We start from the raw sequence: 17,963 nt of genomic DNA on the forward strand, positions 1-17,963 counted from the left end.
ATGCACCGGCTCGGGTGGGGCGGTGTGTGGGCGCCGTGGGGGTGGGGTCCCCCGGGGGGCGGGGGGGCGTTTGTGCCGCCACTGGGTTCCCGCGGGGGGGGGGGGGGGGCCCCACCCCCCCCCCCCCCCCCGACGGTTTTCCGCGGCGCCGCCCGCGCTGCGCCTCAGCCCTCCGTACGGCCCCCCGGCGCCGTGAACCGGTGCACCGCCGACGGCGTCACCGCGGCATGCACATGCCGGTCGTGCGGCTCGGCGGGCACCTCGGCCAGCACCTCCGCGTCATAGAGCAGCACCACCAGCGACGCCCGCGCACCGGCCCGCTCCAGCCGGGCCAGCACCCGGTCGTAGGAGCCGCCGCCGCGCCCCAGCCGCAGCCCGCCGCGGTCCACCGCGAGCCCCGGCAGCAGCACCACGTCGGCCTGTGTGACGGCCTCGGGGCCCAGCCGGTCCCCGTCAGGTTCCAGCAGCCCCCGGCCGGCCCGTACGAGCCGTTCGGTGCCTTCGTAGAGCGCCCAGTCCAGATCGTTGTCCGGCAGCAGGACGGGCAGCAGCACCCGCACCCCGGCCGCCCGCAGCCGGTCCAGCAGGGCGCGGGTGGAGGGTTCGCCGCCTATCGACACATAGGCGGCGACGGTGGGCGGGCCGCCGGGGCCGCCGGGGCCGCCAGCGTCGCCGGGGCCGTCGGCGTCGCCGGGGCCGTCGGCGTCGCCGGGGCGCGCTCTGACGGGCGCGGCCAACTCGTCCAGCTCCAGCGTCCGTCGTGCCAGCGCCTCGCCCGTCACGGCGACGACATCCGCCGGCAACGCTCTCCTCACCTCCAGGAGATGCCGCCGCAACCTGCGCTTTCTATCGTCGTCAATGCTCACGGTGTGCCCTTGCTCCCGCTCTCATGCTCTATTCACCAGACCCTCATCATCGTTCCGATAGGGCCGGTTATGGTGTCGCGCATGACCCCATCGCACACACGGATCAGCAAGGCTGTCATCCCCGCAGCCGGCCTCGGCACCCGCTTTCTCCCCGCCACCAAGGCCACACCCAAGGAGATGCTTCCGGTCGTCGACAAGCCCGCCATCCAGTACGTGGTGGAGGAGGCGGCCGCCGCCGGACTCTCCGACGTGCTGATGGTGACCGGCCGCAACAAGCGCCCGCTCGAGGACCACTTCGACCGCAATTACGAGCTCGAAGAGGCCCTGCACCGCAAGGGCGACGAGTCCCGGCTCGCCAAGGTGCAGGAGTCCAGCGACCTGGCGACCATGCACTACGTACGGCAGGGCGACCCCAGGGGGCTGGGCCACGCGGTGCTGTGTGCCGCACCGCACGTGGGTGACCAGCCCTTCGCGGTCCTCCTCGGCGACGACCTGATCGACCCCCGTGACCCGCTGCTGGCGCGCATGGTCGAGATACAGGAGCAGTACGGCGGCTCCGTGATCGCCCTCATGGAGGTCGACCCGGAGCAGATCCACCTCTACGGCTGCGCCGCTGCCGCGCCCACCGGCGACGACGATGTCGTGGTCGTCTCCGACCTGGTCGAGAAGCCCGACCCGGCCGAGGCGCCCAGCAACCTCGCCATCATCGGCCGTTACGTCCTCGACCCGGCCGTCTTCGAGGTGCTGCGCAAGACCGCGCCGGGCCGCGGTGGCGAGATCCAGCTCACCGACGCCCTCCAGGCGCTGGCCGCCGACCCCGCCCTGGGCGGCCCGGTGCACGGTGTGGTCTTCAAGGGCCGCCGCTATGACACCGGCGACCGCGGCGACTATCTGCGTGCCATTGTCCGACTGGCATGCGAACGTGAAGACCTGGGCCCGGACTTCCGGGCCTGGCTTCGCAGTTACGTCACCGAGGAGATGTGAGACGTTGAACCACGCCACCGGCCGGACCCGCCACCAGGACCGCGTCTGGTCGGTGGCCGAGCATCTCGATGACGTCCTGGCGAAGATCGCCCCGCTGGACCCGATCGAGCTGCAGCTCCTCGAAGCCCAGGGCTGCGTCCTGGTCGAGGACATCACGGTCCCCGTCGCCCTGCCGCCCTTCGACAACAGCTCCATGGACGGCTACGCGGTCCGCGCCGCCGATGTCGCGGGCGCCACGGAAGAGGCACCGGTCACCCTCGCCGTCCTCGGCGATGTCGCGGCGGGCAGCGGCGGACTGCCGGAGATCGGCCCCGGCCAGGCCGCCCGCATCATGACCGGCGCCCCGCTGCCGCCCGGCGCCGAGGCAGTCGTCCCCGTCGAATGGACCGACGGCGGCACGGGCGAGGGGCCGGCCGCCACGATGCGGGCCCACAGCGCCGCCCCCCAGGACGCCGCCGGCGAGGTCCGCGTCCACCGCCCGGCCGCCGCCGGCGCCCATATCCGCACCCGCGGCAGCGATGCCACCGAAGGCGAGCCGGCCCTGCGGGCGGGCACGGTCCTCGGCCCCTCCCAGATCGGCCTGCTCGCCGCCATCGGCCGTGGCACGGTCATGGTGTGCCCCCGCCCCCGGGTCGTGGTGCTGTCGACCGGCAGCGAACTGGTCCAGCCCGGCGAGGCGTTGGGCCCCGGGCAGATCCACGACTCCAACAGCTACCAGCTCACCGCCGCCGCCCGCGCCGCCGGCGCGATCCCCTACCGCGTCGGCGCCGTCGCCGACGACGCCGAGACCCTGCGCTCCACCCTGGAGGACCAGCTCATCCGGGCCGACCTCCTTGTCACCAGCGGCGGCGTCAGCGTCGGCGCGTACGACGTGGTCAAGGAGACGCTGACCGCCCTGTCCGCCGACGAAGGGACGGTCGAGTTCCGCACGCTCGCCATGCAGCCGGGCAAGCCCCAGGGCTTCGGCCTCATCGGCCCCGACCGCACCCCGCTCCTCGCGCTGCCCGGCAACCCCGTCAGCTCGTACGTCTCCTTCGAGCTGTTCGTCCGGCCCGCCATCCGGGCCCTGATGGGGCTGCCCGAGGTACACCGCCCCGTCACCCCCGCCCGGTGCGCCGACGCCATCGCCTCCTCCCCCAAGGGGAAGCGCCAGTTCCTGCGCGGTTCCTACGACGCCGACGCCGGCACGGTCACCCCCGTCGGCGGCGCCGGCTCCCACCTGATCAAGGCCATGGCGCACGCCAACGCGCTGATCATCGTCCCCGAGGACACCACCGAGGTCGCCGCGGGCGCCGAGGTGGACCTCGTCCTGCTCGGGTAGCCCGCTGCCGCCAGGGGTACGGTGTCGTCCCACAGGCGGCAGTTTGGGTACCGGGAGAACGATGAGCAGCGGCCAGCAACACCTCACCCATCTCGACGCGGCGGGCGCGGCGCGGATGGTCGACGTCTCCGCGAAGGACGTCACCGCCCGCACGGCCGCCGCCCGCGGCCGCGTCCTGATCTCCTCGCAGGTCATCGAGCTGCTGAGGGGCGAGGGCATGCCCAAGGGCGACGCCCTGGCCACCGCCCGGATCGCCGGCATCATGGGCGCCAAGCGCACCCCCGAGCTGATCCCGCTGTGCCACCCGCTGGCCGTCTCCGGCGTCACGGTGGACCTCTCCCTCACGGACGACGCCGTCGAGATCACGGCCACCGTCAAGACCACCGACCGCACGGGAGTCGAGATGGAGGCCCTGACCGCCGTCTCGGTCGCCGCGCTCACCGTCGTCGACATGGTCAAGGCCGTCGACAAGGCTGCGGTGATCTCCGACATCCGCGTGGAGGAGAAGACCGGCGGCAAGTCCGGCGACTGGAGCCGGTCATGAGCCCCGGGCGTGCCCTGGTCGTCACCGCCTCCAACCGCGCGGCGGCCGGCATCTACCCCGACAAGGGCGGCCCGCTGCTCGCCGAGGGCCTGACCGCCATGGGCTTCGAGGTCGACGGCCCGCAGGTGGTGCCCGACGGCGAACCGGTGGAAGCCGCCCTGCGCGGCGCCGTCGCCTCCGCCCGCTACGCCGTCGTCCTCACCACCGGCGGCACGGGTCTGTCGCCCACCGACCGCACCCCCGAGGCCACCCGCCAGGTCCTGGACTACGAGATCCCCGGCATCCCCGAGGCGATCCGCGCCGCCGGCCGCACGAAGGTCCCCACCGCCGCGCTCTCCCGGGGACTGGCGGGCGTCGCCGGTACGACCCTGATCGTCAACCTCCCCGGCTCGTCCGGCGGGGTCCGCGACGGCCTCGCCGTCCTCACCGGCATCCTGCCGCACGCCGTCGACCAGATCCGCGGCGGCGACCACCCCAGACCATCCGGGAGCCCGAGCTGAACGCGCCCTGGCCGGTGGTCCTCACGGACGGAGAGGTGACCCTCCGCCCGATAAAGCTGCGCGACCAACGGGCCTGGCGCGAGGTCAACCGCCGTAACCGCGACTGGCTGCGCCCCTGGGAAGCGACGGTCCCGCCGCCCCCGCCCGGCCTCGTCCCGCCGCACCGCCCCACGTACCGTCAGATGGTCCGCCACCTCCGCGCCGAGGCGCACGCGGGCCGGATGCTGCCGTTCGTCGTCGAGTACCGCGGCCGGCTCGTCGGCCAGCTGACGGTCGCGGGCATCACCTGGGGCTCCATGTGCTCCGGCCATATCGGCTACTGGGTCGACCGGGAAGTCGCCGGCCGCGGTGTCATCCCGACCGCCGTGGCGCTCGCCGCCGACCACTGTTTCCGGTCCGTGGGACTGCACCGCATCGAGATCTGCATTCGCCCGGAGAACGTCCCCAGCCGCCGGGTGGTCGAAAAGCTCGGCTTTCGCGAAGAGGGCACCCGCCCGCGCTACCTCCACATCGACGGCGCCTGGCGCGACCACCTGGTCTTCGCCCTCACCGCGGAAGAAGTGCCCGAAGGCCTGCTCAGCCGCTGGCGCAGGGAGAAGCCCAGTACTCCCGGCACACCCCATAAATAAAATAAATGTTCGAATCTATTCTCTGATTGACCGGATCGGCGGAGACACTGATCTCTACCATCACAAAAAAGTTCGAGATATCAGCCAGATCGTGCGACACACCGGCCCAATTGGCGGATGGCCCCCTGCAAACCCCTCTACCGTGTGAGTTGTGAGAAGCAGCGGCCTCATCTACGCAGTCATCGTCGGGGCCTGGGCCGCCTACTTGGTGCCGATGTGGCTCCGTAGGCAGGACGAGCTCAACGAGGCCCGTCCGACCGAGCGCTTCAGCACCGCCATCCGGCTGCTGTCCGGACGGGCGGCGATGCAGCGCCGTTACGACAAGGCACACGGGGAGCACCCCGCCGACGATGCGGGCGACGACGTGGACCCGGACGCCCCGGCCGACGAGGCCGCCGCCCGGGCCTTCGGCGACCCCGCGGCGGACCCGGCCGAGGCTCCCCACACCCGGGTGCAGGCCGTCCCGCCGCGCCCCTCCGCCGCCGAGCGGACCAAGCGCGCCAAGGTCCTCGCCCGCCGCCGGCGCACCACCACCATCCTCTTCCTCGCCTTCACCGCCGGCGCCATCGTCGCCGCGGTCGGTGGCCTCCCCTTCCTCTGGGCCCCCGCGCTGCCCGCGCTCCTGCTGACCGCGTACATCATTTACCTGCGCGCCCAGGAGCGGCGGCGCTTCACCTTCACCATGGACCGGCGCAAGGCGGAGGCCGCGGCCCAGCGCCTGCGGGAAGGCCGCCGGGCCCGCCCTCAGCAGGCGGCCGACCAGCCGCCCGCCGCCGACCACCCGGCCGACGTCCGCGCTGACGCCCCGCCCGACGCCGCCCCGGAACCGCCCCGCCCCGCGACCCCCGCCCACACCGCGGGCCGCCGCGCCCTGGTCGAGGAGACCGACCACGCCGAGTGGGTCGACCAGCAGCGCGAACGCGAACGCCCGCGCCCCGCCGCCGGCAGCTGGGACCCGGTCCCTGTCCCCCTCCCCACCTACGTCACCGCGCCGGTCGCCCCCCGCGCCACCAGCCACGTCGACCTGGACGCCGAGGACGCCTGGAGCTCCGCCCGCTCCAGCGCAGCCCCCGACCACCCGCATGCCGACACCCCCTCCCAGGACCGCCCCACCCACCCCGGCCGCCGCACCCGCGGCCGCACCCCTCTCTTCGACCAGTACGAGAACGAGGACCGCCCGCGCGCGGCGAACGAGTGACGGCCCTCGGCTGACCAGCACCGGAAGCGATTTCCGAGCACCGCGACCGAGATGCTAGAGTTTCATTCGTCGCAAGGGCCTGTGGCGCAGCTGGTAGCGCACCTCGTTCGCAACGAGGGGGTCAGGGGTTCGAATCCCCTCAGGTCCACAGCGCAACTGTTCTTGAGTTAGCTCAGGGGTAGTTGACGAGATCCCGTCCGATCGAAAGATCGGGCGGGATCTTCGGCGTTTCTGGGGTTAGTTCGAGGCGGTGTCCGAATGTGCGGGGCGTCACGGGTGGCCACTGGTGGGGACGTCGCCGGGGAATCGGTGGTGGTTCGGTGCGGGAGACGGGGCGAGGGCGCCGCGGGGCAGGCCGAAGCCCGGGTCATGGCGCGGTGGTGTCAGGTCGCCTGGGTGATGCGGGTGTCGGCAGGCGGTGGAATCCCGGACGTCGACGAGATGGATGGCCGTTGTCCGTCGCTCCCAGTGGTCTCCTCGGTGAGCGTGAACTCGTCAGCGGCGGGTGTGCTGGTCTGTGTCCAGCTGCGCAGGATGTCGAGGTACGAAGAGGAGAGGTTCGCCGCGCTCAGGACACCACCCAAGGGAAAGACCCGGTGGACGCCGGATGAAGCCAAGCGGCGGGTGGGGTGGAGGGTCGACAACCCGGAGACCCCGCAGGAGAAGATCACCGAGATCCATCACCTGGCCCGCGACGAAGAGGTCGCCGCGACCGTGACGACGGATTTCCTCAAGCGTCCGCAGGTCGCGGCCAAACTGTCCCCGGAGAACAAGGCCCAGATGGTGGACGAGTTCACCCGCGACGAGGAGGTCGCCACGACCGCGGCGACCAACCTGCTGCGTCGGCCGGACATCGCGTTCAAGGCAATGGGTGACGACACGGCTCGGTCCCAGGTCAACCAAGCCCAGGTGGAGCGCAGCCGTCAGGCCCGCGACACCTTCGAACGCACCAGCCCCGTCGCCCCGGCCGTCCGGCACATCGACCGGACCGCGGAGTTCCTCGACCTCGTCACCGCCTGCCACGCCTTCGTCGCCGCAGCCGGCCGCACCGTCCGCGGCCTGCGCGACCGCACCCTCGCCGACGACGAACGCACCATCGTCCACCAGAACATAGCCAAGGTCCGCGCCACCCTCGACTGGATCGAGACCGCCGTCGACACCGGCAAGGTCGACATGGACGACGAACTCACCCGCCTCCTGCGGGGTGAATAGCGGTGGACAAGCGCTCCCCGACCGCGGAGCGCCACGCCGACCTCGTCCGCACCGCTCTGCTCCGAACCGCACCCGCCGGCAGGACCCTGCTCGAACTCGCTGCAGCATGCGGACTCAGCCGCTGGCAGACCCGCCGAGGGCCGAATACCTCACGGCCCAGGTGCGGGCGATCGAATCCAACCTGGAGATGGCCTCCCGGCCCGGGGCGCGCTGAACCGCCCGGTCGCCTGCCGAGGAGATCCTTTGAAAGCCGATGCCGGAACGCGTACCCCTTCGGTGGGTAGGATGATCACATGCAGCTGTTTCTGACACCTCCGCCGCCCGCCGCTTAAGGCGGGCAGTCATGCAGAGCCATCCCGGGGTTACCGGGGTGGCTGCGCAGGTTGCCCACGGAGACATCGTGATGGCAATCAATCGAGGAGACCTCAGTTGCAGTCCTCTTCCGCCCTGCCCGTTCGGCAGGGTGTTCTCTACGTCGCGATCGCAGCCACTGCGTGGGGCACCGGTGGTGCAGTGGCCGCCGAACTGTACGACGTCGACGGGATCGGCCCCATCGCCGTTTCCTTCTGGCGGTTCCTCACCGGACTCGGGCTGCTCCTGGCAGCTCACCTGATCCGACGGTCCCGGCGGCCGGAGACGGCGCTGTCACTGCGCGCAACGTTCGTGGCGAGCCCGCGGCGAACCCTGACCACAGGCTTCGGGCTGGCGGTGTACCAGACGGCCTACTTCGCCTCCGTGCAGCAGGCCGGGCTGACCGTGGCCACGGTGGTGACCCTGGGCTCGGGTCCGGTACTGGTCGCCGTCGGCGCCCGGCTCACGCTGGGCGAGCGCACCGGCACCGCAGGAACCGCAGCGATGGCGAGCGGCGTCGTCGGCCTGATGCTGCTGATGGGAGGCGCAGACGGGAGTACCGGTCCGGCTCCCTTCCTGGGCATCGGATACGCGCTGCTCTCCGCCGCCGGCTATGCGGGCGTGACGTTGCTGGGCCGCTCCTCCGGCCGAAAGAACGCCGGTGGCGCGTTCGAGTCCACGGTGACCGGCTTCGCGGTCGGCACGGTCTGCCTTCTGCCGATGGCTCTGCTGGAAGGCTTGCTGCCCGACATGGAGCGTCCGGCATGGACCCTGGGCCTGATCCTCTACATGGGGGCTGTGCCGACGGCGCTGGCGTACACGTTGTTCTTCGTCGGCCTCGGCGTCGTACGGGCGACCACTGCTTCCGTGGTCGCCCTGGTGGAGCCGCTCACCGCGGCGGTCATCGGCATCCTGGCCTTCGGCGAGCGGCCCAACGCGACCGTCCTCACCGGCACGGCCCTTCTGCTGCTTGCCGTGCTGTTCCTCGCCGCCGACGAGGGGACTGGCCGAGCGGCTTCCCGAAGGACGCCCGGCCCAGGTGCTGACCACGGTCAGCGCGCGCCGCGTCCGGCCATGCGCGCCAAGGACTGACACCGACACACCATGTACAAGGTGGGCGCTGGTCCATTGGGGCCCGCCCACCCTGTACGGCGACACCGTCATCTCGCCGCCATCCACGGGAAACGATCTTCCGACGCACGGGAAACGATCTCCAACCGGGATGCTCCGCCGCATAGCACCACCACTCGTGAACACCCCACAGCGCGTCAAAGCCCCCACCGGGATGATTTGGTGGGGGCTTTTTCCTGTCGTATCAGCAGTGAAGTGCAGCAACTGCGTGGGATCAGCTGATGGCCGAAGGCGCTTGCCCCAGCTTCCGCAGCGCCTTCCGCGTCGGCTCCGAGGGCGCGTGCGGATGGATCTCCATGGTCACCGCGATCCCGCGGTCGGCCGGGCCGAATCCGGCCGACCGCGGCAAAACCGGCGGCAAGCTGCACGTTCCGTCCGGGGCAATCCCCGGTGGCCCGTCGGTCTGGGATGGGCACACCAGGTAACTGAGTTTCCTACCGATGCGCCCAACTGCACGGATTGGCTTGGGCGCAGGGCGGCGGTGTTACTTCTGGCCGGGGGCCAGGGCGGACTCCGGGTTGGTGCCGCCCCAGCTGTCCGGGGTGCGCCACAGGACGTGGACGCGGAAGACGTCGTGGACGGTGTCGGCGGACCAGTCCTCCGTGGGGGCTTCGGAGAGGACAAGGTAGAGGCTGTCGGCCGGGGTGGGCAGGGTGTGGTTGATCTCCAGGAGACGGGTCGCTCCTGAGCGGAGGTCTTCGTAGGTGGAGCGGCCGGCGCCCAGGACCTCGTAGAGGAACAGGCCGTTTTCCGTGAGGCAGCTGACGTCGACGAGCGGGGAGTCCGTCGGCTGGAGGTCCGCCCAGAGCAGGGCGGACTTCAGGGCGTGGCGCACCGCCTCGTGCTTCTTGCAGGTGCGGTCGGCGGCCGCCGAGGTCTCCAGTGCGCGCAGGAATCCCTCCTTCGTGGTCACGGCCGGTGCGGTGGGAACGTCTGCGACGGTGGGCACGGGGTCGGATTCCTTCGGGTCGGGCTGAGAAGGCGCGGGCATGGTGGGGGTGGCGGGCGTGGTGGGGAGGTTTTCGACGTCCGTTTCGGTGTCGGTGGTGGCGAGGCGGGCCCGGAGGGTTTCCCGGGCTTCGGCCAGGGCCTGGGTCCAGCCGGAGCGCGTGAGTTCGTGCTGCAACCGGCTGGCGTCCAGGGTGTTGTCCTTGAGCGCGCGGTGGGCGCCCGCCATGAGGTCGCGCAGCACGCCCAGACGAGGTCTGTCCGGGGACCCGAGCACGCGCCGTACGTCCACCCAGTCCGCCTGGTCGCGGCGGAGGACGCGGTGGGCCATGGACTGCAGATCGGACAGCCGGCTGCGGGCGTCCTGGGGGATGTTTCCGTCGCCGGTCACCAGCTCGTGGAGCACGTCGAGTGCCGCTGCGTAGCGTTCCGCCATCGTGGGGGAGAGGGGCTTGCGGCCGCGCTGGTCGGTGGTGAGCACGCTCTGGTTGGTCTCGTTGGCGAAGACCCAGCAGTCCAGTTTCTCGCCTCGGCGCGGGGGAGCGGAGCCGTGCCGGACGGTCAGGACCAGTGGACGGTCGGTATCGGGGGCCAGGGCTTTGACCTTGTAGCGGCCGCCCGGCCCGGGGCCGATGACCCGTACGCGGATGTCGGCTCCGATCGGGGGGATGCCCCCTTGCGTTGTGCCGGGTTCGGGTTCGGGTTCGGTTTCGGTGCCCGGTGATTCGTCGGTTTCGGTGGCGGGTGCTTCGGGTGCTTCGGGTGCTTCGGGTGGTTCGGCGGTGGGGTCGCCGGCTGTGTCGAGGGTGCCGTTGGGGTTCGTGAGGACTTCCGGGAGGGCGGAGGTGTGGAGCACCGTGAGGGTCTGGGTGCTGCGGGTGAGGGCGATGTAGAGCTGGCGGCGGCCGGCCGGGCCGCGGTTGGCGATGGTGGCGGGCTCGACGACCAGGACGTGGTCGTACTCCATGCCCTTGGCCTGCGCGGCGGCCAGGACGGAGACCGTCTCGCGGCCTTGCGCGGTGAGGCCGGCATGCTCGTCGAGATGGCGGCTGATCTCGTCGAGCCAGCCCGAGTCGTCGGGGACGATGACGGCCACGGAACGCGGGGTGTTCCCGTCGCTGGTGCCCACCAGACGGGTGACCTGGGCGGCGGTGTCGTCGAGGAGCTTCCACGGCTCGGTCGCCAGGGTCCGTACCGCGTCGTCGCCCGCCTCCCGCACGGCCTGCGGGTAGGGCAGGGCCGGGGCGACCGCACGGGCGAGGGGCGCCACGAACTCCATGATCTCCGCCGGCACGCGGTAGCTGGTGGTCAGCTCGGCGACGTGCCAGTCCCCGTGGTCGGACAGCAGTGTGCCCAGGCGGTCCCAACTGGTGTGGGGGTGGGGGCCGGTGGCCTGGGCGAGGTCACCGAGGACCGTCATGGAGCCGCCCGCCGCGCAACGGCGGCGCAGTGCGCGGGCCTGCATGGGGGTGAGGTCCTGCGCCTCGTCGATGACGATGTGTCCGTAGCGCCTCGGGATCTCCCCGGAGATGAGGAACCGGAGTTCTTCGAGGCAGACATGGTCGTCGAGGGTCCATGGGTCGGCATCGGCGGTGGCGGCCCGGGGGCGGTGCAGGGCCGCCTGCTCGTCGTCGTCGAGGATGCCGGCGGCGCAGGTGGCAAGGAGGTCGGCCGAGTCGTAGAGAGTGCGCAGGGCCTCCCGGGCGCCCGGCGAGGGCCAGAGGCGTTCCACGAGCCGTTCGACCCGGCGATTGCGTTCCAGGTCGCGGCGGATCGTACCGCCCTGTCCGCGGCGCGGGGCGATGGCGGCGAGTTCCCGCAGCAGCCGGTCGACGAACAGGCTGCGGAAGCGTTCGCGGCGCTCCCGGTAGGCGCCGTCGCCGCCCCGCGCCTCGTCGAGGAGGGCGAGGACTTCGGTCCGCGGGACGCGCAGGGTCGTGCTGCCGGCGGTGACGACGACCGCGGGCTCGTCGCCCTCGAACGAGGGGGCGGTGGTGAGGTCGTCGAGGATTTCGGGCCGGCAGTCGTTCTCGACCCGGCGCCGCAGGACGGCCGCCATGCGCTCGTCCGACTTCACCAGCCGCGTCGGCGGGGTGTCGGTGCCGCGGATCTCGCCGTCCCACAAGCGGGTCAACTGGACGGCGTTGACGTCCCGCGTCCCGAGGGTGGGCAGGACCTGCCCGACATAATCGAGGAACCGCTGGTGGGGGCCGATGACGAGGATGTCCTGGGCCTTGAAGTGCTCGTTGTTGACGAGCCAGGTGACGCGGTGCAGACCGACTGCGGACTTGCCGGTGCCCGGGCCGCCCTGCACCACGAGGATGTCGGAGGGGGAGCCCGTGACCAGGTCCATCTGGTCCCGGCGGATGGTTTCGACGATGTCCCGCATACGGCCACTGCGTGACCGCTGGAGCTCCCGCAGCAGGAAGTCGTCCGGCTGGAGCGTCTTGACTCGCCGTCGCCGGGCGGCATCGCCGGGTGTACGGGACGGCGGGCGCTGCCTCCCCGGCGCCGCGACGGGGGCCTCGGGTGTGGCCGCAGGACGGGAGTCGTCCGCGGTCGGCCGCGGCGCCGGGACGGGCGTGGGCGTGGGTAATACAGGGGCTGCGGGGGCAGCGGGAGCTGTCCGGGCGATCTCGTCGAAGTAGCCCTCGACCACACGCTGCACACAGCGCAACTGCCGTCGCAGGCTCACCTCCCCGGGCGCCTCGGGCCGTGCCTCCAGCCACTTCTTCGCCAGCGGGCTGGTCCACAGCAGGACCACCGGTTCGTTCACGTCGTCGCGTACGCCTCGCCGCCCGATGTACCAGGGACGGTGCTCGCCGCCCGGCTCCTCCGGCGCGTCGACGCGGGAGAAGACCAGTGACTCGTCGCCGAGCCCGCCGTACTCCTCGGCCCGCGCCTCCGCCTCGATCCGGTTGGCGATGCTGTCCTTGCCGCTCGCCGAAGCCGTGGCGGCCGACGCCCCGCTCATCTGGGCCAGCCGCGCGCGGTAGCAGTCGTAGGCGTGGTCCACCGCCTTCTGCTCGACGGCGATGACCTCATCGCGTGTGGTGGCGCTCATGTGCATCCTCCCTGCGGCGTCCAGGGGATGCCGCTACGGGCCTGCGCCCGTACCCCGTTGAAATAACTATCAGAGAAGGGACGGTGACGAATGGTCATCGCATGAGTTCCTGCGGGCCGCCCTCCGGAGGGGTCAGCCCTGGAGGAAGGCCAGGACGGCCGCGGTCTGGCCGAGGAGTGCGTGGCCGGGCTCGGGCAGGAGGTTCACGGTCGCGTGCGGGACGCATCGGTGCATGCGCCGGGCGGTCTCCTCCGAGTCGAAGATGGCGTCGCGGAGGCCGGCTGTCACCAGCACCGGCATGGTCAGGCTGCGCAAGGCGCTGTCGGGGAACACGGGGAGCCGTTCCGTGCGCGGCTTGAAGTGCCTGAAGGTCAGCGACACATGGTCGAGGAGGTGCCGGGTCTGCGGTGTGTCGAGGCCCGTGGCGGCTCGCGCCGACCGGAGCGCGCCCCGGCGTCCGAAGGGGCGCAGGAGCAGGAACGTGAACACCAGGCCCATCTTCTGCCTCCCCACGCCACCGGGGCACAGCAGGGCCAGGCGGGTCACCCGTTGCGGCCGGCGGGTGGCGTAGTCCAGCGCCAGCCAGCCGCCGAGTGACATCCCCACGATCGAGGTGTGCGTGATTCCCAGACCCTCCAGTACATCGTCCAGCCACAGCGCGGGGGCCTCGGAGGCGAGGGACGGGCGGGACGGCGCGCTCCTGCCGGGCTCGCCGATGACGTCGACGGCGTAGGTACGGAAATGCCGGGACCAGGAGGCGATGTCGTCCTGCCACACCGTCGTGTTCGCCCCGCTGCCGTGCAACAGCAGGAGGGGCGGTGCGTCCTCGGGGCCGGAGACGATGACGAAGGTCTCGCCCTCCCGGGTCGGTAACCGGATGTGCTCGGCGGGGACCGGCCAGGCGCTCAGCGCCTCCTGGTAGCGCCGCTGGATCTCGTTCGCGCCGTCCTCGGACTTGTAAATCGTGCTCATGATGAGAGCACCCCCTCCACGTAGTCGAGCAGCCGGGCGGTGGCTCCCAGACCGCCCAGCACAATGATCTTCATCCGGGCCCGCTCCTGGTCGTAGACCGTTTCGATCCGCAGCGGCTCGTCCCCCGGCCGGCCGTTGGTCGCCGAGCCCACCAGGAGGATGGTCAGGCGGTCGGCCGTCTCAGGGCTGATCGCGTCGATCTCCACGATGCTCGACACCTCGGTATGCCGCTGCCGCCCGCCCGTCTCGCCCGGGGGCGCCGGCACCGGACGGCCGGTGAACGCTTCCAGGTCCTCGGGTGCGATCCGGTACTGCTTGCCGATGCGGACCGCGGGGAGCCGTCCGTCCCGTACGTAGCCGCGGATGGTGCGCACGTGCAGGCCGAGGCGTTCGGCGACCTGCTCCACGGAGTAGAAGGGTTCACTCACGAAACTACCTTAACGTTCCCTGTTGGGGGAGGGAATAGGGAAGGTTGGGGAAGTTTGAAGAGTGATGGGGAGGCGAGGGCGGAGGATCAGGAGGCGGGGAGGGGGTCAGCGGGTGAAGGACCGTGAGGTGAGGCGGACGCCGTGTCTGGCCAGGTAGGTGAGGGGGTTGATGTCCGAGCCGTAGCGGCGGCTCTTGCGCACCTCGAGGTGGAGGTGGGGGCCGGTGACGCGGCCGGTGGCGCCGCTGTAGCCGAGGCGGGTGCGGGCGCGGACTTTCTGGCCGGGGCGGACGGTGATGCGCGAGAGGTGGCCGAAGAGGATGTAGCGGCCGTCCTTCATCCGGACCGTCACGGCCTTGCCGTAGGCGCCCGATCTCCTGGCGAGGACGACGGTGCCCGAACCCACGGATCTGACCCGGGTCCCGGAACGGACGGCGAGGTCGATGCCGGTGTGGTGGCCGGCGCGCCAGTGGCCGCGGGCGCCGTAGGGAGAGCTGATGCGGTAGTGCGCGGTCGTGGGGTGGGTCCACTTGCCGGAGCGGGTGCCGGCGGCGGTGGGCGCGGCGGCGTGGGCCACCTGGGAGGCCGTCAGCGTGAGGACGGAGCCCATGGCCGCCGTGGCTATGGCGTGGAGCAGCATCCTGCGGAGCGGGGGGTGGGTGCGGAATGGGGTCATGTGGCGAGCCCACGCCTTGTGGCGGGTGGTCGCATCCCGGGGCGGGCCGCCGGGCCGCCGAACGGGTGGAGGTTGGCCCGGCGGGTGAGCCTCGTTGGGCCGGGCGGCCGGATGGGGAGGTGCGGGAGTGCGGGGAGAGGCGGGGGCGGGCGGGGGCCTCAGGCCTCCAGGCGTTCGACCGCCTTGAGGACCTGGCCCGCGCCGTCCTCGGCGGCGAGGCGCTGGGCGGCCTCGGCGGCGTGGTTGCGGCGGTCGGGGGCGGCGGTGGCCTGGGTGAGAGCGTGGGCCAGGCGGGCGACGGCGTGGTCGGCGGACAGGCCGGCGAAGGGGATCGGGGCGGTGGCCACGCCCAGGGAGGCCAGGCGGGCGGCCCAGAAGGGCTGGTCGGCGGTGACCGGGACCGGGACGGTGGGGACGCCCGCGCGCAGCCCCGCGGCGGTGGTTCCGGCGCCGCAGTGGTGGACCACGGCGGCCATCCGGGAGAAGAGCAGGGCGTGCGGGACGTCGCCGATGGTGAGGATGTCGGCGTCCCCGGGTGCGTGCCGGGTGGTCAGCCCGGCCCATCCGGACTGGAGGATGCCGCGGACCTTGGCGCGGCGCAGGGCGGCAGTCGCGAGGGCGCTCAGACGCTCACCGTCGCCGCCGGCCATGCTGCCGAAGCCGATGAAGACCGGGGGCGGGCCCGCGGCGAGGAAGTCCTCGACGACGGGCGGGAGTTGGGCGTCCGGCGCATGCCAGGGCCACCAGTTGCCGACCACGTCCAGGCCGGCACGCCAGTCCGCGGGGCGGGGCACCAGGACCTCGCTGAAGCCGTGCAGGACCGGCCGGCCGGCGGCTTCGGCGCGGCGGCGGGCCGTGCGGGCGGTGGCGGGCGGCAGGCCGAGGCGGGCCCGGAGGTCGCCCGTCGCGTCCGCGTAGAGGCGGTCGATGATGCGGAGCGAAAGGCGGCCGGCGGCGCGGTTGCCCAGGCGGCCCAGTGAGCGGCCGCCGCTGACGACCGGGGCGAAGTCGCCGGTGGGCGCGCCGGGTACGAGGGGCAGGTCGAGGTACGGGATGTCCATCGCTTCGGCCAGATGGTGGCCGAGCGGCGCGGTGGTGGCGGAGAGCAGCAGGAGGCCGGTGTCCGCGTGGGCGGCCTCGGCGATTCCGCCGCCCAGTTCCTTGATGAAGGCGGCGGCCTGGCGCATGAGGGCGCGGTTGCCGGCGGGCCCGGCGGGCTGCGCTTGTCCGGCGGCACCGGGGCGGCGGGTGCGGGGGTCGGCCGGCAAGGGGCGGAACTCCAGGCCGGCGGCTCGTACGAGGCCGGCGTAGGTGTCGTGCGTGGCGAGGGCGACCTCGTGCCCGGCTGCACGGAGCCGGGCGCCCAGGCCGGTGTACGGGGCGACGTCGCCGTACGATCCGGCGGCGGTGATCAGGATGTTCGTCATGGTCGTCGGCCTTCTCGGGCAGGGCGGGCGGTCAGGGCGGGCAGCGGTCAGGGCGGCAGCGGCCAGGGGAAGTGGGCTGCGGCAGGGTGGTGCGGGCAGGTGGTGCGGCACCGGGCGGTCAGGGCAGGGCGGGGCAGGGCAGGGCGGTGTGGCCCGGGGCGGGCGGGCTGGTGCCGTCCGGTGCAGGCTGGGTGGCGCGGGACCGGGTGCGCGGGGCCGCCGGGAGCTTGAGGACAGGCCCTAAGGGAACCCCTGGGCGCCCTGAGGACCCCTAGGAGGCCGGTGACTGGCGTACGGCGTTGGCGTGCACGGCCGTGCGCACATACGCGGCGAGGCCGGGCCGCTGTTCGCTGGGCGGGACGACCAGGGCGAACGCGCGGGGGTCGGCGGCGAAGTCGTCGGCGATCCGGCCGTGCATGTCCGTGGGGCACGGGGTGAACCAGCGGGCGATGTGCCGGCGCTGTTCCTCCGCGAGGTCCATGGCGCGCTCGCCGTCCGCGGGCTCCCCGGCGTCGAAGGCGGCGGTCAGCCGACGGCGCCAGTCGGCGTGCTCGGCCATGAGCGTCGCCCAGTCCTCCTTGGAGTGCGCGGCGGCCCGCGCCATCGAGCGCTGGTGGCCTTCGAGGTGCTGCCACTTCAGACGGGCCTCGGTGGCATAGGTGAGGTCGAAGGTCAGCTCACCGAAGACCTCGAAACGCTCCTCGGGGGTCAGTTGCACGCCCGTCTCCTGGACCTTCATGGCGTTCTCGGCGACCTCGACCAGCCGTTGCAGCTTGGCGATCTGGTCGTTGAGGTTGCGGTGCCGGGCGCGGAGATGGTCGAGGGCGTTGGCCTGCGGATCTTCCAGGATGGTGGCGATCTCGTCGAGCGGGAAGCCGAGTTCCCGGTAGAAGAGGATCTGCTGCAGCCGGGCGAGGTCGGCGTCGCTGTAGAGGCGGTAGCCGGCGGGGCTGCGGTCGCTGGGGGAGAGCAGGCCGGCCTTGTCGTAGTGGTGCAGGGTCCGCACCGTGATGCCCGCGAATCCGGAGACCTGCCCGACCGAGTAACTCATCGCAGCGCCTTTCATCCCGTCCGTCCGGCCGGCCCGTCCTTCCCGGTGGGGTGCCACCGGTGGCGGGCCGTGCCGTCCTTCAGGGTGGAACCTGACGTGGGGTGAGGGTCAAGCCGCTCCACCGCCCGCTCGGTCCGTCGGGCTCAGCCCTGCGGATACCGGTCCTGCAGCACCGAGTTCATCAGCGCCTGTACGTCCTCGCGGTCCAGCCCCTCCGCGCGGGCCCGGTCCACCCAGGAGCGGAGCTCTTCGCGCAGCAGGGCGTCCGCCGCGGACTCCGGGCGGGCGAGCGTACGGCTGACGAAGGTGCCGAGGCCGGGGCGGGGTTCGACCAGGCCCTCGCGTTCCAGCTCGCGGTACGCCTTGAGGGTCGTGTTGGGGTTGACCTTGGTCGTGGCGGCGACCTGCGCGGCGGTCGGCAGCCGGTCGCCCTCCACCAGGATGCCCAACCGCAATGCCTGCTGGACCTGTTGGACGATCTGGAGGTAGGTGGCGACGCCGCTGCGGCGGTCGATGCGGAATTCGACGACGCTCACCACCTCTCTGCTTCTTTCGCCGGTGCCGCCCTGCGGGCCGCGGCTGCCGCCCTGTGGGCCGCAGGTGCCGCCCTGCGGGCCGCCGGGACCGTGCTGCCCGACCGCTTGATGATCGGGCCGGTCGTG

The 17,963-nt window shown here is 72.3% G+C and carries 15 protein-coding genes, 1 tRNA gene and 1 pseudogene; 9 read left to right on the forward strand and 8 right to left on the reverse strand.

All coding sequences use genetic code 11. From position 1 onward, the window contains the following. Window positions 1-164: 164 nt before the first annotated feature. Window positions 165-860 carry a 5-formyltetrahydrofolate cyclo-ligase gene (locus ACGFR7_RS32035; protein ID WP_393326107.1) on the reverse strand — a complete coding sequence of 232 codons (696 nt, stop codon included), beginning with the start codon at window positions 858-860 and terminating at the stop codon, window positions 165-167. Window positions 861-947: 87 nt separating this feature from the next. Between ACGFR7_RS32035 and galU the strand changes: the two genes are divergently transcribed. From galU to ACGFR7_RS32080, 9 genes and pseudogenes are all read left to right on the forward strand, one after another. Beyond that, entirely contained in the window at window positions 948-1,850 is a 903-nt protein-coding gene (gene galU / locus ACGFR7_RS32040) for a UTP--glucose-1-phosphate uridylyltransferase GalU (protein ID WP_393325924.1), read from the forward strand. A 4-nt stretch (window positions 1,851-1,854) separates the two neighbouring features. Continuing rightward, window positions 1,855-3,171 carry a gephyrin-like molybdotransferase Glp gene (gene glp, locus ACGFR7_RS32045; protein WP_393325926.1) on the forward strand — a complete coding sequence of 439 codons (1,317 nt, stop codon included), beginning with the start codon at window positions 1,855-1,857 and terminating at the stop codon, window positions 3,169-3,171. Between the two features lie 61 nt (window positions 3,172-3,232). Then, a complete protein-coding gene (moaC, locus tag ACGFR7_RS32050) occupies window positions 3,233-3,715 on the forward strand; it encodes a cyclic pyranopterin monophosphate synthase MoaC (RefSeq protein ID WP_393325928.1) in 483 nt (160 codons plus the stop codon). Further along, window positions 3,712-4,215, forward strand: coding sequence for a molybdenum cofactor biosynthesis protein B (locus ACGFR7_RS32055; protein ID WP_393325930.1), 504 nt, complete (start codon window positions 3,712-3,714; stop codon window positions 4,213-4,215). The genes moaC and ACGFR7_RS32055 overlap by 4 nt, the downstream gene beginning before the upstream one ends. A gap of 14 nt (window positions 4,216-4,229) precedes the next feature. Beyond that, on the forward strand, window positions 4,230-4,844 hold the full coding sequence (locus tag ACGFR7_RS32060) for a GNAT family N-acetyltransferase (RefSeq protein WP_393325932.1): 615 nt from the start codon (window positions 4,230-4,232) through the stop codon (window positions 4,842-4,844). 151 nt (window positions 4,845-4,995) lie between these two features. Next, window positions 4,996-6,042 (forward strand): hypothetical protein, encoded by a 1,047-nt coding sequence (locus ACGFR7_RS32065; protein WP_393325935.1) that lies wholly within the window; start codon window positions 4,996-4,998, stop codon window positions 6,040-6,042. A 75-nt stretch (window positions 6,043-6,117) separates the two neighbouring features. Then, a tRNA-Ala gene (locus ACGFR7_RS32070) sits at window positions 6,118-6,190 on the forward strand. Window positions 6,191-6,588: 398 nt separating this feature from the next. Further along, window positions 6,589-7,254, forward strand: a pseudogene (locus ACGFR7_RS32075) (DUF6192 family protein); the annotation flags it as partial. A gap of 429 nt (window positions 7,255-7,683) precedes the next feature. Continuing rightward, window positions 7,684-8,697: a DMT family transporter gene (locus tag ACGFR7_RS32080; RefSeq protein ID WP_393325937.1), complete on the forward strand. Its 1,014-nt coding sequence runs from the start codon at window positions 7,684-7,686 to the stop codon at window positions 8,695-8,697. Window positions 8,698-9,220: 523 nt separating this feature from the next. On the opposite strand, the gene ACGFR7_RS32085 is transcribed toward ACGFR7_RS32080, so the two are convergent. The 7 genes from ACGFR7_RS32085 to ACGFR7_RS32115 form a co-directional block, all read right to left on the reverse strand. Beyond that, the gene (locus ACGFR7_RS32085; protein ID WP_393325940.1) at window positions 9,221-12,748 is read right to left on the reverse strand and encodes a HelD family protein; all 3,528 of its coding nucleotides are present in this window, start codon (window positions 12,746-12,748) and stop codon (window positions 9,221-9,223) included. 132 nt (window positions 12,749-12,880) lie between these two features. Next, the gene (locus tag ACGFR7_RS32090; protein WP_393325942.1) at window positions 12,881-13,720 is read right to left on the reverse strand and encodes an alpha/beta fold hydrolase; all 840 of its coding nucleotides are present in this window, start codon (window positions 13,718-13,720) and stop codon (window positions 12,881-12,883) included. Beyond that, window positions 13,717-14,148, reverse strand: coding sequence for a helix-turn-helix domain-containing protein (locus ACGFR7_RS32095; RefSeq protein ID WP_393325945.1), 432 nt, complete (start codon window positions 14,146-14,148; stop codon window positions 13,717-13,719). Before ACGFR7_RS32095 ends, ACGFR7_RS32090 begins: the two co-directional genes overlap by 4 nt. 105 nt (window positions 14,149-14,253) lie before the next feature. Next, entirely contained in the window at window positions 14,254-14,823 is a 570-nt protein-coding gene (locus ACGFR7_RS32100; protein ID WP_393325947.1) for a M23 family metallopeptidase, read from the reverse strand. Window positions 14,824-14,981: 158 nt separating this feature from the next. Beyond that, a complete protein-coding gene (locus ACGFR7_RS32105) occupies window positions 14,982-16,250 on the reverse strand; it encodes a glycosyltransferase (RefSeq protein ID WP_393325949.1) in 1,269 nt (422 codons plus the stop codon). 271 nt (window positions 16,251-16,521) lie between these two features. Beyond that, window positions 16,522-17,301: a MerR family transcriptional regulator gene (locus tag ACGFR7_RS32110; protein ID WP_393325952.1), complete on the reverse strand. Its 780-nt coding sequence runs from the start codon at window positions 17,299-17,301 to the stop codon at window positions 16,522-16,524. A 143-nt stretch (window positions 17,302-17,444) separates the two neighbouring features. Continuing rightward, window positions 17,445-17,840 carry a GntR family transcriptional regulator gene (locus tag ACGFR7_RS32115; RefSeq protein ID WP_088798196.1) on the reverse strand — a complete coding sequence of 132 codons (396 nt, stop codon included), beginning with the start codon at window positions 17,838-17,840 and terminating at the stop codon, window positions 17,445-17,447. Between the last annotated feature and the right edge of the window lie 123 nt (window positions 17,841-17,963).

Origin of the sequence: Streptomyces sp. NPDC048516 (genome assembly GCF_043199875.1) — a bacterium.
Classification (GTDB): Bacteria; Actinomycetota; Actinomycetes; order Streptomycetales; family Streptomycetaceae; genus Streptomyces.

Coding starts and splice junctions, on each gene's coding strand:
- galU (WP_393325924.1), top strand. CDS start 948: ATGACCCCATCGCACACACGGATCAGCAAGGCTGTCATCCCCGCAGCC.
- moaC (WP_393325928.1), top strand. CDS start 3,233: ATGAGCAGCGGCCAGCAACACCTCACCCATCTCGACGCGGCGGGCGCG.
- ACGFR7_RS32055 (WP_393325930.1), top strand. CDS start 3,712: ATGAGCCCCGGGCGTGCCCTGGTCGTCACCGCCTCCAACCGCGCGGCG.
- ACGFR7_RS32085 (WP_393325940.1), bottom strand. CDS start 12,748: ATGAGCGCCACCACACGCGATGAGGTCATCGCCGTCGAGCAGAAGGCG.
- ACGFR7_RS32090 (WP_393325942.1), bottom strand. CDS start 13,720: ATGAGCACGATTTACAAGTCCGAGGACGGCGCGAACGAGATCCAGCGG.
- ACGFR7_RS32100 (WP_393325947.1), bottom strand. CDS start 14,823: ATGACCCCATTCCGCACCCACCCCCCGCTCCGCAGGATGCTGCTCCAC.
- ACGFR7_RS32105 (WP_393325949.1), bottom strand. CDS start 16,250: ATGACGAACATCCTGATCACCGCCGCCGGATCGTACGGCGACGTCGCC.
- ACGFR7_RS32110 (WP_393325952.1), bottom strand. CDS start 17,301: ATGAGTTACTCGGTCGGGCAGGTCTCCGGATTCGCGGGCATCACGGTG.